Annotated in this window: 13 protein-coding genes; 4 read left to right on the top strand and 9 right to left on the bottom strand. The window is 45.6% G+C overall.

Going from position 1 to position 15,794, the window contains the following annotated elements; genetic code table 11:
- Nucleotides 1–11 precede the first annotated feature (11 nt).
- From C8R11_RS13980 to C8R11_RS13965, 3 genes are all read left to right on the top strand, one after another.
- Nucleotides 12–329, top strand: a complete 318-nt coding sequence (locus tag C8R11_RS13980; RefSeq protein ID WP_107796237.1) for a hypothetical protein — start codon at nt 12–14, stop codon at nt 327–329.
- A gap of 343 nt (nt 330–672) precedes the next feature.
- Nucleotides 673–3,168, top strand: coding sequence for a hypothetical protein (locus tag C8R11_RS13970; RefSeq protein WP_107796235.1), 2,496 nt, complete (start codon nt 673–675; stop codon nt 3,166–3,168).
- The gene (locus tag C8R11_RS13965) at nt 3,149–4,141 is read left to right on the top strand and encodes a hypothetical protein (RefSeq protein ID WP_107796234.1); all 993 of its coding nucleotides are present in this window, start codon (nt 3,149–3,151) and stop codon (nt 4,139–4,141) included. The genes C8R11_RS13970 and C8R11_RS13965 overlap by 20 nt, the downstream gene beginning before the upstream one ends.
- 129 nt (nt 4,142–4,270) lie before the next feature.
- Here the strand turns inward: C8R11_RS13965 and C8R11_RS13960 are convergent, their stop codons facing one another.
- The 9 genes from C8R11_RS13960 to C8R11_RS13920 all read right to left on the bottom strand — a co-directional run bounded on the left by C8R11_RS13960 (nt 4,271) and on the right by C8R11_RS13920 (nt 15,109).
- On the bottom strand, nt 4,271–5,044 hold the full coding sequence (locus tag C8R11_RS13960) for a M48 family metallopeptidase (RefSeq protein WP_107796233.1): 774 nt from the start codon (nt 5,042–5,044) through the stop codon (nt 4,271–4,273).
- Complete coding sequence (locus C8R11_RS13955) at nt 5,044–8,238, bottom strand: type I restriction endonuclease subunit R (protein WP_107796232.1); 3,195 nt, start codon at nt 8,236–8,238, stop codon at nt 5,044–5,046. Before C8R11_RS13955 ends, C8R11_RS13960 begins: the two co-directional genes overlap by 1 nt.
- Before the next feature lie 3 nt (nt 8,239–8,241).
- Nucleotides 8,242–9,480: a restriction endonuclease subunit S gene (locus C8R11_RS13950; RefSeq protein WP_219908614.1), complete on the bottom strand. Its 1,239-nt coding sequence runs from the start codon at nt 9,478–9,480 to the stop codon at nt 8,242–8,244.
- Nucleotides 9,467–10,978 (bottom strand): type I restriction-modification system subunit M, encoded by a 1,512-nt coding sequence (locus C8R11_RS13945; protein WP_107796231.1) that lies wholly within the window; start codon nt 10,976–10,978, stop codon nt 9,467–9,469. Before C8R11_RS13945 ends, C8R11_RS13950 begins: the two co-directional genes overlap by 14 nt.
- Nucleotides 10,975–11,589, bottom strand: coding sequence for a restriction endonuclease subunit S (locus C8R11_RS13940; RefSeq protein ID WP_107796230.1), 615 nt, complete (start codon nt 11,587–11,589; stop codon nt 10,975–10,977). Before C8R11_RS13940 ends, C8R11_RS13945 begins: the two co-directional genes overlap by 4 nt.
- An 885-nt stretch (nt 11,590–12,474) precedes the next feature.
- Nucleotides 12,475–13,494, bottom strand: a complete 1,020-nt coding sequence (locus C8R11_RS13935; RefSeq protein ID WP_244907702.1) for a hypothetical protein — start codon at nt 13,492–13,494, stop codon at nt 12,475–12,477.
- 117 nt (nt 13,495–13,611) lie between these two features.
- Nucleotides 13,612–14,049, bottom strand: coding sequence for a conjugal transfer protein TraM (locus C8R11_RS13930; RefSeq protein WP_107796228.1), 438 nt, complete (start codon nt 14,047–14,049; stop codon nt 13,612–13,614).
- Nucleotides 14,046–14,777: a nucleotide-binding protein gene (locus C8R11_RS13925; RefSeq protein WP_107796227.1), complete on the bottom strand. Its 732-nt coding sequence runs from the start codon at nt 14,775–14,777 to the stop codon at nt 14,046–14,048. Before C8R11_RS13925 ends, C8R11_RS13930 begins: the two co-directional genes overlap by 4 nt.
- Nucleotides 14,777–15,109 (bottom strand): TraK family protein, encoded by a 333-nt coding sequence (locus tag C8R11_RS13920; RefSeq protein ID WP_107796226.1) that lies wholly within the window; start codon nt 15,107–15,109, stop codon nt 14,777–14,779. Before C8R11_RS13920 ends, C8R11_RS13925 begins: the two co-directional genes overlap by 1 nt.
- Nucleotides 15,110–15,444: 335 nt before the next feature.
- Here C8R11_RS13920 and C8R11_RS13915 point away from each other — a divergent pair, with 335 nt between their 5' ends.
- A complete protein-coding gene (locus tag C8R11_RS13915) occupies nt 15,445–15,789 on the top strand; it encodes a plasmid mobilization protein (protein WP_107796225.1) in 345 nt (114 codons plus the stop codon).
- Nucleotides 15,790–15,794 lie beyond the last annotated feature (5 nt).

Below are 15,794 nucleotides of genomic sequence, written 5' to 3'. Positions count from 1 at the left end.
AGATTCAAGTAATGGGGAAACTTATATTCAGTATTATCTTTACCGCTGTAGCTGGATATTTCACGTATCATGAAGCAGGAACGACAATTTCTATAATTCTATCTATGATTGTATTTTCTGTATTAGCCCAAGATATACTTCGCCAAAGAAATGAGTCGCAAATTAAATTTCTCGCCAAAGAGATTGAGTCACAGCTAGAAATAATATCAAAGCTAGAGCAACAATTAAATAGCGTGGAGAGTGAGACAAAAGACCTCCGAATTTATTCGGATCGCCACGAAAAGTGGCTTGATAATATAGATCGCAATGTCGATTACAGTCAAAGCTAACAGGGCAATCCAGAGACACACAAAAGAGCCACCGCTTCGTTCTAGTTTGCGTGCCGCTGCTGGTGGCGTTACCACTGTAAATATGAAATTTCGTTCTATCTCGCCGCCCGCTTTGAGTCGCTTTCGACCAATGGCGGACGTTCTCTGCGGGTGCAATGTAGCAGCCGAGCAAGCTTTAAGCGGTCATTTAGAAGTCGTGCCGTCGCTTGAAAGTTTGAAGCAAAATGGCTTCCGAATAATTGAAGATTCTATAACACTCACAGCACGATCGTGGCTCCACATTCTCGCAATTGGAAACGGACCCAACTATATGTGAGTAGTAAGCATTGAGAGTGAGCACTTTTTGATTGATCGGCTGAAAATCTGGATAAGTTCCAGGTCTTGGTTTTGGAAGTTTCGAACATGGCTAGGAAAGATTGGCTTTGTCTTCGAGCGCAACGCGTACAAGAGGAGCGCCTCAGTCACCAAAGCAAAGGCAAACGCCCGTATTTTAGGCTCTTTCGCATGGATCGGGATGAAAAGCCTTTTTTTGGTTGTTTTGGCTTTGGCAGCACTGAATTTCGTTGAGGGTAATATCAGAAGTAACCTGTCTTGGCCCCTGCCACTCAGTGTAGAAGACAAAGATTTTAACATCGAGCAGCTCAGGCTGTACGCCCAACTGCTCACTGCGATATTCTCGATCTACTTCGCTACAATTGGCATCATACTGAGCGCTGGTTACACTAGGCTTCGCCAGGATATTATCCAAATGCTCACCAATGAGCAGGTGGGCAGCGTGTATTCTCGGGTTTTGGTGCTTGCAGCTATTTTCTGTTTAGTAGCAACCGCCTCGCCTCTGTTTGGATTCGAACCCGGCCTGTTCGTTTATGTTGTCGGTACGACTTTGACTTTGTTGAGTGCTTTGGCCTTGTTTCCTTTGGGCCAGAGGCTGTTCAATTTCTTTGACCTCCTTCCGCTGGTTCACAGCGAGATACTCCCCAGCATCGCTCATCACATCGAAGGTGCAGCAAACCCTCGGAATTCAATTGCTTTATCCAACTATCACTCGAGGGCGGCACGACAGGCCCTTGAGCAACTCGCCTATATTGATGATCGTGTCAAAGCGGACAAGGAGGGACTGGAAGACAAGCTGCCTACGCTGTCCCATGACTATACGGCCTTGCTGCTGCACTACCTCCAACGGAAACATACAATCGACCAAAATAGCTATTGGTTTCCAAGGCGAAGAAAGCACAAGCAATGGTTTTTAGCTGGTGACAGTGCGACGTCTATGGCGCTGCAACAGAGCAGCCAGCAAATGCTGGTTGAGGAAAACCCAGATCACCAATGGCTTGAAAACAAGATCGTGGACAGATTGGCAGGCCACATTGAGCTCGCATTTCAAGTCGGTGACTTCGATCTTACGTTGAAACTCATCGGCCGCTTTTCAAGCCGAGTTTTAGCGTATGCGGAAAGGTTTCAGTTCGACGTCGGCATACAAGAACTCAAAAGATTCAAGGAAATCATTGAACAGGCTTTCGGCTTATCGGACGCTGTAGTGGATGATGAAACAGCGAATATAAAGATTAGCATAGCAGACACATGGGCTGCGCTGGGGAGCAATCTCTGCATAGAAACTCTGCGTCGAATGATGACCTTTGAAAAAGTGCTGAAACAATTCTTTGAGACGGACGAGTGGAGCGAAAAGTCCTTGCGCTGTCTACCCGCTTTTCTGCAAGTGGAGCTCGCCTTCATCGTCGAACGCATTGAGTTTGAGCAAGAGATTGAGGGGCGACGCCTATCCAAGCCAAAATACGTTCAACAGTTGGCAGTCCAAAAGCTGTTGCAGCACTACGCAGAAGTCCTTCCTGCGGTATGCGACTTTTACCAAAATATGGTTCCAGATTTTGTGGAGTCACTGACAAAGTTGAAAATGTCAAAGGCCGCAACGCAGGTCGTCCTAGCAAGCTTACATAGCCATTGGAAACTACCACGCTGGTTCGATGAACTCGCCCAGCTCCTAGATCGGTATCAGGGGTATGGGCACTACACCGAAGAGCCGTACAAACTGCCTGAGATAAACATTGTTGAGATGACCCAGCAGCTCGCTTCTGCGCGAGATGATGCAATTAGCAGGCTCGGTAGCAAAGCTATGGTCGGACATATATTTGAATCAAAACACAACGATGAACTGCCGGATCATTTTGGGCAGATCTACTTCGAACTGGCAGAAGCATGCATAAGCGCGCTCGAACAAAACGATGAAAGTAGGTTGGACAAGGTTCTCCCGATGTTCTTGTCCCTAGCGTTTCTGGCGGCAGATTCGAAGTTCACGGATCCTTCACTCGACGTAAACGATGAGTTCCGACTTCATCTTATTTCAACGGTTATCAATGACTTGGCGTCAGTCTTAGGCTTTGCCATCCTCTACGGGGCATACTTCGACAATGAGAAGTTGTCGGAGAGTGCCCTTGCCAAATTCGATACTTGGATTGAGCATGCTACCGACAAGCAACAATACTTAAAACGAATGGTGCTCCTTTCAAACCCGTACAGCTTCAGTATACATTTGTCACCGCGTGGTCTAATCCGGACAAAATGGAAAATCTCATTCGAACATCGAATGAGAAGCGATGGATTTAAAGGCCAAATCAGTATGGGGCAAGGGAAACAGCACCCAAATAAAATCGTGAGGGAGTTTTTAAGATCACTTTCTGAAGCATCTCATCTGTTTTTTGCAAAACAAGTTGTGCCGCAACTCGAGCCAATTAACTTCAATATCGACCAACACATCACCGCCCTTGCTCGCCGGATACGTGAAGACGACGAAGAGTTGCAACATGAAGATTTTCAGGGCTGAGCCTTCACTCTGGTATCGCTTTTGCGATGAGCAGATTGGGTTAGTTGATAGCCTTTTCGTCAAGCGCGAACGGCAGGAACAAGACTTCAATCGCCGGATGTTTGATGAGGATTTTGCGAGATTGTTCCACTTGATGAATAGTCGAAGCAGTAATCTATTCGAGATCGTGTCGAATGACGGCGAACTCATGCAAAAGCTACTTGGTAACGTTAAGACGAGATGCGCACCACATCAGGTTGACGACACGATACGTGAGTTGGTGGAGGAAATAGCTCATTCGCTAATTTGCTTCGGAAGAGCGTACTATTTCCTTCACGACGATACAGAACAGGAAGTAATCCACGTAACTTCGTTCAGTTCAGTCGGCGTTGTACGCCTCTTTGGTGCGCATATTCAGTGGGTGCCCAATCGCAGGGAAAGACACTGGAATCGAGATGACGAGGAACTTCCGAGAGAAATACGTATCTTGGATGCAGCCAAAGTAATGCGCTTCAACATGCCAACATCAATCAAACGCATGCTATCCGCACAGAACAGAACTTTGGCTGTCCTTGACAAACACCAATTTGGGGAAACCAATTTCCATCCACAGGCCACATACGAGAACCCGAATCCGACCAACTATTTCGATTTCAGTGTGTGGAGAGATACGCAAGATCGCGCTTTGTATCGTGCCACGCGAAGTACCGGCTGGAACGGTAGAAAATATGACTCGTCAAAGCGCTCAGACTTCTTCTTTTGTCACAGACTGATCCGCTTCCGACGAAACCAACTCTTGCTAAGAGACAACATCTTGAGCCAGCTCAGCGGTGAGTTCTCGAGAGTTGGAAAAGGTTACAAAACCGAATTCTCGGTTGAAATATTGGGAACTAATGAATTGCCCAGCATCGCACACCTGAACGAATTGGAAGTGAGACTGGCGCGTGAAGAGGTGGGGTTCAACGAAATCATCGACTATTGCTACAAGCGCTGAATTGCCAGTTCGAAGGGCCGCAGTACAGTATGCTGCAAACCTGATGAATGTCCGGAATGGGCCGCTTTTGACCAACAACCAACCGTCAGGCCATATCGAATTAATTCAGCGCAGTACCGCCCAGTTGCTTTAAACAAACCTGACCGCAACCAGTTCATTAAGCCGCTTGCGCCTCAATTCCCAGTCCTTCATCACGCTCGTCAGTAATTTATAAAATGCCGGGCTGTGATTACGCTCTTTCAAATGACAAAGCTCATGCGTAATTACATAATCAATGCAGTCTTTTGGCGCCGCAACCAGTTCGGGATTCAGAATAATATTGCCTCGTCCGGTGCAGCTTCCCCAACGCTTAGACATAAAGCGAAGCTGGATGCCCAAATGATGGGTTATGCCTAGTTTTGCAACCTGCTGAACACAGGCATCATAACGCTCCCAAAATACCACCCTGGCTCGCAGGCGAATCCAGTGCTGCAAAAGTGCTTTCACCTGTAACCGGTTTTCCGGATCGGTTGTTTCTATCAGTAGATGGCCATGCAACAGCTTGACACACTCATTGTTTCCTTTTGTCACCTTGAGCCGGTATTGCCGCCCTAAATAACGGTGTGTTTCTCCAGAGACATATTGGCGTTGCGACAGGGCAGGGGGGTAGGACGCAAACTTCAGTTGTTGTTTAAATATCCAGCGGGCTTTTTTCTTTACCTTGTCCGCAATAGCTTGATTGCTGGCCGCAATGGGCGCATCAACAATCACATTGCCATCAGGATAAACATGGATCGCCAGGGTTTTGCGTTCACAGAAATGGATGGCGTAATTAATTTCTGTCTGGCCAAAGAAAACAGAAGACGGCTGTCCCTGACGGGCCTTATTGTTACGCGCTTTCATCATCATGGGGCCAATGCCCATTAGCCACGGCGCTCTGCGATGGCCAGCACCTGCTGGGTGATCTGTTCAATCATGTCCATACCCAGTGCCAGTTCATAACGCCCTTTAAGACTGTAGAGATAGTCTTCAATCTCATTCATCATGGTGTTTTTAACATCCTGGTTTTTGGTCCAGTCGCGTATTTTATGATCGCGAATAATATCTTCTAACCGCACCGCAGTTTCCGCAGCAAAATCATCCGGTAAATAGCCAGGTACATTAAAGCCGGACATCGGCGCTTGAATCACACCATAATAGGCTTTGGCTTCATCACGATGGTTTAAAACATCCGGCAGATCCGAATGCGCTTTTCCACGCAGTTCATCCAGGGATTTGCGTATCTTTCTCAGGAATTCAGCATCGGAGAGCCGTTTGGCCCGATGCTCGGCTATGGCTTCGTCAATCAGCTCAGACAGGCGTTTATACAAGGCCGGATCTTCTTCCATCTTTTCGGTGATGGTCTTCTTCATTCGAGACGCAATGGCATCCGCTTTTGCGGCATCACCGTCGATGGATTCTATCTCCTTCTCAAATTCGTCAATGGCAAACACATTGACAGGTTCAATCAGCTGTTTGACTGCATCAGCACCAATATATTTATTGACCATGTTGCGGATTTGCTTTTCATAGGCGGAATAATCAACCGCCTCACCATAGCGCTGTTTGACCGCCTGGCGCAGGTTCAGGAAATATTTCAGGTCATCCTTGTAGCGGGCAATTCTGTGCTCGGGTGTTTCATCCTGGAATCTGGCATTGGACAACGCGATCTGCAGCGTTTTGGCAAAACGGGCAAGTGCTTCATAAAAGCGCTGCCGGCGGTCTTCCGGTTCCAGATGGCGCTGCATCGCTTCCAGGTCCTGCCGGTTCTCAACTGCTTTGAACACTTCCCAGGTGTTGGTATGCCGCTGCGGCAATAACCTGATCTCTTCGGTCACATCGGTCAGTGTGCCTTCGATATCTTCCGGATCAAAGCCTTCATTCTCCAGTGCCGCGTAGGTATCAATGGCATCATTCAGTTCACCAAAGATTCCCCGGTAATCGAGAATCAGTCCATAATCCTTGCCTTCAAACAAACGGTTCACGCGGGCAATGGCTTGCAGGATGTTATGTTCTTTTAACCGTTTATCCAGATACAGCACGCTGTTTCTGGGCGCATCAAAGCCGGTGAGCAGCTTATCCACTACAATCAGTATTTCCGGTTCTTCAGAATGTTTAAAAGCGTGGATGATGCTTTTCTGGTATTTCTCATCGCTGCCGTATCTGGCCATCATTGCTTTCCAGAAGGCCTGTACTGCTTCGAGCGTATCTTCATCGACTGTTTTATTGCCTTCGCGGGTATCCGGTGGTGAAATCACCACTTCTGCGGTCACATCGCCAAATTCATCAAAATAGCGTTTATACCGCAGCGCCATCGCTTTGCTGGAAACGGCGAACTGGCCTTTTTTTCCGGTGCCGCTGAAGTTGGTTTTGAAATGCTGGCCGATATCATAGGCAATCTCAGCCAAACGCTGTTCGGATTTGCTGAGCTCTTCTTCACGACGGAATTTGTTCTTTAAGTCCGCCTGTTGTTCTGTCGTCAGGTCTTTGGTAATGCGCTCAAACCATCGATCAATCTGTGTTTTATCGCCATGCAGCTCGCTCATGCGGCCTTCGTAGAGCAAGGGCGTGACGGCACCATCGGCGACCGCCTGGTTCATGGTGTATTTGTGAATGAAGCTGCCCCCGAATTTCATCAGGGTGGTTTTTTCTTTTCGAAGCAGGGGTGTGCCGGTAAAGCCGATATAGCAGGCGTTCGGAAAGACATTCTGCATTTTGGCATGAGAGATACCGTATTGAGAGCGGTGCGATTCATCGACCAGGACAAAGATGTTACTGCTTTCATCGCTGATTCTGCGTTTGCGGCTGGCCGATTCAAATTTGTCAATAATCGTGGTGATAATGCCCGCTTTGTTATGCGCAATCAGTTCAATCAGATGTTCGCCGGTTTTGGCCTGCACCACTGGCTTACCGCACGCATGGAAAGTTTTATAAATCTGATCATCCAGGTCCACCCGGTCGGTCACCAGCACAATCCTGGGGTTGGGAATATCGGGTGCCAATGCAAGTGCTTTGGCGAGCATGACCATGGTTAAAGACTTTCCGGAACCGGTGGTATGCCAGATCACGCCGCCGGGGCGTTGTGTATCGCCTTTTCTGTGTGCGATCCGTGCAAACGTTGCGGCAACGGCAAAATACTGCTGGTACCGGCAGATCTTCTTTTCCTTGTTATCAAAGACGATGTATTGATAAACGAGCTCTAATAATCGCTCGGGTCGCAACAGGCTGTGAATGGCTTTATCCTGCGGCGAAGGCAGGCGCTCACCGGATTGCCAGACTGTTTCCATATACCGGTGTTGCTGCGGATCGCGTTCGGCAAAGAGAAGGGCTTTAAAATCGTTATTAGCGGGCAGATTAACCAGTTCATGCAATTGCTGTTCCTGTGTATCTGTATTTTCTTCTTTCCAGATGGCCCAGAACCTGGCCGGTGTGCCGGTGGTACCGTATTGCGCTTTGTTCTGACTGACTGACAACAGAATCTGGGCATAGGTAAACAGTTCCGGGATTTCATCGCTGCGCTGATTGCGCAAATGCTGGCTGATGCCTTCGAGGGCCGCCTCTTTCAGGTCTGGCCGCTTGCATTCAATGACTGCCAGGGGAATGCCATTGACGAACAGCACAATGTCCGGCCTGCGGGTCAGTTTACTGTTGCGGCGCTCCAGCACAAACTCATCGCAGACGTGATAGACATTGTTTTGCGGATGTTTCCAGTCGATGTAGTGCAGGGAAAAGCTCTTGGTATAGCCATCAATGGTCTGTTCCAGGCTTTTGCCCAGGGTCAGCAGGTCGTACACCTGCTCACTGGTATTCATCAGGCTGTCAAAAGGAATATCGGCCAGGGCCTGTACCGCTTTTTGGATATTGCTGTCACTGAAGGCGTATTGCTTGCCTTTGAAGGTAATAGCGTTGAATTTCTGCAGCTGTTCTTTCAAAACACTTTCCAGGATCAGTCTGGAGGTTCTGCCACCGCGCAGGGCCAGGTTTTGTGAAGGAGTGAGGTAGGTAAACCCAAGCGTGTTCAGTAAGCTGACAGCGGGCAGTAAAGAGGACAGGTCTTCGAGATAATCATGTGCAGGCATTCATTATGCCCCGGCTGCGGCCATTTGGACCGGCTCATCAATTTTAACGCGCTTCTTGCCGGTCAGAAGCTGTTGCATCAGGCCTTTCTTTTGTTGCTTTAACGCAGAAAGTTCTTTTTGGTGGGTTTCGATTTCTTTGTCGGCTGCGGAGAGGACTGAGGCTATTTTTTGTTGTTCTTTATAAGGTGGTGACGGCAATTTCACTGAGAAAAAATTTACCTTACTAAGATTAAGAAGACCATCTGATCGTGCTCCGCTTGTAATGTGCTTTCTTAATTCCCTAGCGCAATAATCCGCAATAAAATATTGCTCATAAAACTCATTGCAAACATTATCTTTATGGCGTTCAAAGCTAATAAATACATTCGGTACGGCTATTTCGTCTGCATGTTTAAGTAAATACATACACCCGCAGGCATATTTTTTTGAATTACCTTTGTTGTAAGAAAATTGATTTCTTTTAAGCAGCGTATAATTTTCGTATTGAGAACCTGAAATATCCTTTCCCCATTTTTCTTCATGAGAAACAAATCCGGCACCAGCAGTAATGCTGTGAGGAATAGCGGTTTTCTCTCCTACCTTTTCTTTTACTTCTTTAAACAAACTGCCAAGTTCTACTTCTGCCCACTCCCCAAAAAATCCAGCAAACCGCTTCTTCCCAGTCAACAGCTGCTGCATCAGGGCTTTTTTGCGTTTTTGTTTGGCGGTGATTAGGGTGTGGAGTTTTTCAATGGCTTTGTCCCAGGTGGAGAGGATTTGGGCAATTTTTTGTTGTTCGGGGAGGGGGGCAATTGGTATTTGAACTTTCCGCAGCTCTTCTAATGATATTTCTTTAAATGTGCTCCCCTTACTCAGGGTAGTAATTCGATTCAATATCAAGGTGCTAGAAAGCTGATATAAAACAAACCAACGATCATGGATTAGATCGACAGAGATGCGTGCAGTACCTTGAGTTAGATTGGCATCAGAAAGATGGTCTGGAACAATGCTAACTTCGCCAATATTTCCCCTTAGTGAAAATATAATATCGCCTGGGTGAACGGAAGAACGCCGGTATTTATGATGAATCTCTTTACTAGTTTTTTGGAGTGAGTCTATGTCAATTTTCCCTCCGACATCAGAGCTTCTAATATAGGGTATGCCATCTTCAACATGCGGTCCAGCTTGAACAATCCCGTATGAAATTTTCTCTTTTGTAATTTCACTTAAAGAGAAAATATTCCACCCCTCAGGCACGTGCATAACCCAGCTCCTCCAAATACCCAGCCATTTCCTGCTTCACTTCGATCAGTTCCTTCTCAAGCCGACTAATTTCCGCCTGCACCCCATCAATATCAATCTCTTCCTCTTCTTCAAAGGTATCGACATAGCGCGGAATATTGAGATTAAAATCGTTTTCCCTGATTTCCTCAAAACTGGCCAGATAAGCGTATTTATCGACGTTTTCTCTGGCCTGATAGGTTGCCACGATCTTATCAATGTCCGATTGCCGCAGCTTGTTTTGATTTTTGCCGTCTTTGTATTCCCGGCTGGCATCAATGAACATCACGTTCGTGTCGGCTTTGTTGCGTTTAAACACCAGAACCGCCGCCGGTATACCGGTGCCATAGAACAAGTTAGAAGGTAGGCCAATGACGGCATCGAGTAGGTTTTCTTCGATCAATTGCTGGCGGATTTTGCCTTCACTGGAACCTCTGAATAACACGCCATGCGGCACCACCACGCCAACCCGACCGGAGTCCCGAGTGGTGGTCTCGATCATGTGTGAAATAAACGCGTAATCGCCCTTGGATTTGGGCGGCAGGCCGCGATGAAAGCGTTGATAAGGATCATTGCCCGCATCGTCATACCCCCATTTATCGAGTGAAAACGGTGGATTGGCCACCACCACTTCAAACTTCATGGTGCTGTCATCCTCGATAAGCTTGGGACTGCGAATAGTGTCGCCCCATTCAATGCGGGCATTATCCATGCCGTGCAGAAACATATTCATTTTTGCCAGTGCCCAGGTCGAACCGGTAATTTCCTGGCCGTACAATGCAAAGTCTTTTGTTCCGTTCTTCAATAACTGATTGCCGCATTTAATCAGCAAAGAACCCGAACCACAGGCCGGATCACTGATCCGCTCGCCGGCTTGCGGATTAACCAGCTCAGCAATCAGTTCGGAGACTTCGGCAGGGGTATAAAATTCCCCGGCTTTTTTACCGGCACCGGCTGCAAACTTTGCAATCAGATATTCATACGCATTACCAATCACATCCAGATTACCGACACGGGAAGGACTTAAATCCAGCCGGGTATCGTTAAAATCTTCCAACAGGTGCTTTAAGCGGGCATTACGGTCTTTGGTCTGACCGAGATTGGCCTCAGAGTTAAAATCGATGTTTCTGAACACCCCGGAGAGCTTTTGTTTATTACTTTCTTCGATATGTTCCAGGGCGATATTGATGATCTCGCCGATATTGGCTTCATTGCGCTGGTTATAAAGGTTCTGAAAACTGCACCCTTTGGGTAACACAAAACGCTCACGCTGCATGCGGCGCAGGATCATGGCCTCATCATCACCGTATTTTTCTCTTAAAGACTGATAGTGTTCCTGCCAGACATCAGAGATATATTTCACAAACAGCATCACCAGAATATAATTCTTATATTCCGACGCATCGACAGCCCCGCGAAACGTATCGCAGGCCTTCCAAAGAATGCTGTTAATTTCGTCCTGATTGATCTTCGTGCTCATGCATTTTCCTTTTCAATATAATGCGCCAGGGTCTGGTCCAGTACTTTATCTAAAAACTGCGTTTTTTTCTGGATTAATGCCGCTAACAACGCTTTTTCCTTCATGCTGCAACGATATGCCTGCATTATCTGTGCCTGCACCGCTAGAGGCGGTAACACAACCGGTAAATGCTCAAGCGTACGGCGATTGACATGAGGCAATGCTGTACCCGCCACATGCCTGGAAAAATACTTCTGCGCGCGGTTATGGTTGATATACCAGGTTAAATAATCGGCGCTTACAGCGTGCTTATTTGGTTTGATTCTGAGAATAAAGAAATGTGATCCGGCAACGGTGTGTTCCAGGTCCTGATCAACCAGAACTGCAAATAACCGATAACCGCGACCCATAAACAAAATATCGCCCCGTTTCAGATAATCCGGTTGTTTGCGCCCCGTCACATTCACTCGAATAAGATTGGAGTGATCAATCCCTTTCTTCGGGTCAACATCCCGCATCTGCACAACAGCCACTGCGCCGCCGGGTGTGTTTTCGATACTGCCGCGAAAAGGATGCCCGGCCATCAATGACGTGATGTGTTTGAGTGTAATAGTTCCTGTGCATTTTCCCATTTAACGCAAATGTAAAAAGAAATAGTACAAATGTCAATTGATACTACGTTAAAAGGAAAAATGCAGGTTATAGAAAGTGATGTGTGGAAAGTATCGGTTTAGCCGTATTAACAAGTGTGAGGGGAATCTGGTATTCATTCGTTGCTTAACAATTGAATACAACGACAGACCAGTAGCCGATCTTACAGAGGCTCAAAATTTCCCGTAGGGAAATAGTTTACGGTTTGAGGGCGGTAAGTCGGCGTAAACGGGTATTTTCATGGTGTGCGACGTTCATTTTGAATATCTTTCAATCAATTTCTCCTTTATAAGACAAAAAGAGATCGTAAAAGTATATGAGCTGTTTTCTTGCGATGTTATTTCAATGGAATAGAGAGGAGTGTATGTTCGTATTTTTGTGAGCGTAGCGATCTCGATGGGTTTTATTCTGTTTTTTCTGGCGCGTAAGCGCCTAAATTTTGTTTTTGATGAGTTATACACATATCCACAGGCATGATTAAACAAAGATTAAATATATAAAGACTAAAAGAAGAAAAGAATAGGTAACTTTGGGCATAGGATTAATGTTTATTAATCATTAATTTAGAGTGATTATGCTATTTTAAGTGATCGTTATACCTTCTACTTTTAGTAAAGTGGTCGGTATACCTTCTACATATGGCCACTATACCTACTACTTATTTGCTTATGTGGTCGTTGTACCTACTACATATGATCGCTATACCTTCTACATGTGGTCACTTTACCTATTACTTTTTGGTTTTGGTAATTACAATATTTACTATTAAGATATAGTGTGGTCGTTATACCTACTACTTTTCGGTCGTTATACCTTCTACATGTGGTCGTTATACCTACTACCTTCCGGTCACTATACCTACTACTTTAGAGAGTTTTATCAACAAACAAATTGTCACTTATTTTTTCTGATTGATATGAGCGTTTGTTTGCTGCTTTTTGCTCGGAAATAAATTCTTGAGATGGGTATATTGTGTATTTGACGTTTGTAATTGTTCGGCCTGTTTTTCGTTGGTCAGTTTCATATTTGGCCACTATATTTTTTTCTACAAGTTCATTAAGTGCAGAAAGTACCTTTTGTCTGTTTTTTCTTTCTGTTTCCCTTTGTAATAACCCACTACTTTTTAAATCAGTATATAAAAAATGATAGTTATTTAGAATGTTGGCTTGACGATAACGATTGATAAGCTTTTTGTATATCCACCGTGTCAATTGTTCATTACAACTCATTAATCGGTTGTAGTTAAATTGTCTGTACCCAAGTTGATTGATTGCATGGCTTATAAAAAGTGGTAGTCGGCTTACATGGAGTGAATCCGTGTTTTCAATATATTCTTCGCGACCTACTGTAACAAGGTCTTGTAAAAGAGAGCCACTCCATATTTCTTTATTATTTCTGAATAAAGAAATATTGCATTTGTTCATTACTTGGATGGCGTGTTTGATTTCATCTCTACTTCGGGTCCGCCCAATGGATTTGAGTTCACGATGTAACATGCTGAGAGAAAAACGTACCCATGTTTCGGCTTTATCCGGATCATGGATGCCATGATTTTGAATGGTTAGAAATTTCTTGAGTGATTCTTCTACAAGTTCCTCGGTTACACCCGGAAAAAAAGCTTTATAAGTCCCATTAGATTGTTCAATTAAAGCTGGCTGGATTTTTACTAAGCAGGAAACACCTTCGTACATATATTCAAATTTATAGGGGTCTGCATGACCTGCTTTTGTTCTTAATTTTGTTACTTGGGCTGGTGTGAGGAAGTATTTTGGAATACTTTCCCAAATTTCAACAGTATTTGAAACCCCTTTTTTGTTATTAGTCACAAACTGGGAGAACAAATCAAGCTGAAGACTTTTGATATATTTTTCCGGTGGTTCTTTCACAGGCTTGTACTTATGGCTTTGACAACGGACATTTAGTTTTTTAACAGAATTCTGGGTTATTGTACTATCAATTAACGGAGTGTCCATATCAAAACCTTGAATTAAATTGTTGATTTATCAGAAAACAACTAAAGCAACTAAAATAGCGATCATACAAACCACTGCGGCCAGCAGATTGATAATGGCCGCTTGCCTGGCGTATTTACACACAACAGAAACAGCATTGATTTTTTCAGCAAGACGCGTATTAATTTCCTGATCAGCCGATTCAATAAAACGCTGCAGGAATTGCCGGTTTGCAAGTATGTTTTTGTTGCCGGGAGAGGGCAGGGCGCAGGTTTTTGTATTCGCTGATTCCAGACGACCGATAGACTCCTCCAGCACAGACCTGAAATCATTTAATAACAGCTGATGCGCTCTGGCGTTTTCTTCGAGCAGAATCTCATTGAGCGTGTGCACCATGAGCACAGGATCATCATCTGACAGGGCAATACCGTGCTTCGCGGCAACCCTCTCGATGACTTTATGCAACGGATCTGAATCGTTGCCGGTCATGTAAGGACTGCGGCCACACTTTCAATGCTGGTGAACAACTGTTTCTTGATGATAGTGAGCCGCTGCCTGACCATGATAGGCAGTGTTTTACTCTCCAACGCTTCACTGAAAGTCAGTTTCGCCTGCAGGATTTCGCTCAAATCCTTGCCAAATGTATCAGCTTTGTACTCGGGTATTCTGATAATGGCCGAGACGCGCGATTTGTTGTCCAGATAGATCTTCATTTCTTCAAACCGTTTGCCATCCATCGTAATCGCGCCCCAATAGGGGTTGAGCCAGACAACAAACCGCGTTTCATCGGGGAACTGGCTGACCAGGTTCTTAAATCCAGTCAACGTATCCATCAACGCCTGGCTGCCGGTAATAACGGTATGCACGATCAGCTCATGTCCCATGTCGGTAAGCAGCGCCGGAATCTGGTTACTGATCAGGTAGTGCGACATCGGCACAAAGGTGCTGGCGCCATTGTCAATCACAACATCGGTTTGGGTGCCGGCGATGAGTTCGATGAGATCGTCAAACTTTCTGGGATCAATTTCATCACCGGACATGACGTTGATTTGCCGAACATTCAGTTTCTTGAACCCTTTAAACGTCGCATTGACCGGATCGGTATCAATGCATAACGGTTTTTTACCTTTGGCGTATTGATGTTGTGCCAGCGTTGACGCAATAAACGATTTACCAACGCCGCCTTTACCTTGCAGAACCATGTGGATTTTTGCCATTAGATGAGCTCCTCTTTGTTATATGAAGCATGGTAGTTAAACCCGTTACTGTTCGAATCCGCACCCTGCCTGTTCGGCATGGCGCCGGCTCTGTTTCTTTCAACCGGATCATCAGCAACATATCGCCTGCACAGATTAAGAAACCAGACATAGGAGCAAACCAGTTTGTTTTCTTCATACAGCGTCGACCATATCTGATGCTTGGTCCAGCCATCATTAATGGCCTGTCTGATTTCTTCTTTCAAGGCCAGGAAAGCGGGTAAGTGGAGGTTGGAACGAGAAGGATTCCGGGCCTGATTCATTGAAAGCCGTTCTGACAAAGTTAGTTTCATAGCAAATACCGTTTATTTTCTGGTGAAAAATTTTTTTCCCTTGGTTTCAGTGGATTTTACTGATGGAGCAGTTACTCTTCAGTTAAGCAGTTGTTAACTAAAGAACACTATAACAATGTTTTAATGCAATATTCAATGACTGTAAACCATTCGTTTAGTGTTTGCAAGAAAAATATTAAATGCTATTATCAACTCATAAACCCGAATCTTGGGGCAGGATATGTGAAGTTAGCTAACTTTTAAAAGTTATCAAATTTCACATGTATCTTATTCGCACAGTTCTGTGCTCAACGAATCCTGCTCTGCGAGGGCATAGCGCCAACAAAGGAGAATAAATGACCGGCAAACGCAGCAAACATCTTCGGGTACCTGTCAGCGCCGAAGAAGAGCGGGTCATTAAAAGAAAAGCGCAGGACACAGGCCTGCCGGTTGCCAGGTATATGCGCCTGGTCAGTCAGGGATACATGGTGCAAAGCACCATTGATCTTTGCCAGGTTGAGAAACTGCTCAAGATCAACGGTGATCTTGGCAGGGCAGGGGGGTTACTTAAGTTATGGCTAAGCGACGACAGGCGTGCGGCAGGCCTGGACAGAAAAGCGATCTTTGGCGTGCTGCAGGAGATCAGGGAAACGCAGGGGTTAATGAGCCGGGTTCTTAAAAGGGTAGTTGCGAGGGGTTGATGGAT

The sequence above is a fragment of the Nitrosomonas aestuarii genome, assembly GCF_003046585.1.
GTDB classification, from domain to species: domain Bacteria; phylum Pseudomonadota; class Gammaproteobacteria; order Burkholderiales; family Nitrosomonadaceae; genus Nitrosomonas; species Nitrosomonas aestuarii.
This window is presented reverse-complemented; position numbering and strand designations above follow the sequence as displayed.

What these genes read in the sequence shown, in the direction of transcription:
- C8R11_RS13940 (WP_107796230.1), bottom strand. Translation starts at nt 11,589, where the DNA reads ATGGGAAAATGCACAGGAACTATTACACTCAAACACATCACGTCATTG.
- C8R11_RS13925 (WP_107796227.1), bottom strand. Translation starts at nt 14,777, where the DNA reads ATGGCAAAAATCCACATGGTTCTGCAAGGTAAAGGCGGCGTTGGTAAA.
- C8R11_RS13930 (WP_107796228.1), bottom strand. Translation starts at nt 14,049, where the DNA reads ATGACCGGCAACGATTCAGATCCGTTGCATAAAGTCATCGAGAGGGTT.
- C8R11_RS13945 (WP_107796231.1), bottom strand. Translation starts at nt 10,978, where the DNA reads ATGAGCACGAAGATCAATCAGGACGAAATTAACAGCATTCTTTGGAAG.
- C8R11_RS13920 (WP_107796226.1), bottom strand. Translation starts at nt 15,109, where the DNA reads ATGAAACTAACTTTGTCAGAACGGCTTTCAATGAATCAGGCCCGGAAT.
- C8R11_RS13915 (WP_107796225.1), top strand. Translation starts at nt 15,445, where the DNA reads ATGACCGGCAAACGCAGCAAACATCTTCGGGTACCTGTCAGCGCCGAA.
- C8R11_RS13950 (WP_219908614.1), bottom strand. Translation starts at nt 9,480, where the DNA reads ATGCACGTGCCTGAGGGGTGGAATATTTTCTCTTTAAGTGAAATTACA.
- C8R11_RS13960 (WP_107796233.1), bottom strand. Translation starts at nt 5,044, where the DNA reads ATGGGCATTGGCCCCATGATGATGAAAGCGCGTAACAATAAGGCCCGT.
- C8R11_RS13965 (WP_107796234.1), top strand. Translation starts at nt 3,149, where the DNA reads ATGAAGATTTTCAGGGCTGAGCCTTCACTCTGGTATCGCTTTTGCGAT.
- C8R11_RS13955 (WP_107796232.1), bottom strand. Translation starts at nt 8,238, where the DNA reads ATGCCTGCACATGATTATCTCGAAGACCTGTCCTCTTTACTGCCCGCT.
- C8R11_RS13980 (WP_107796237.1), top strand. Translation starts at nt 12, where the DNA reads ATGGGGAAACTTATATTCAGTATTATCTTTACCGCTGTAGCTGGATAT.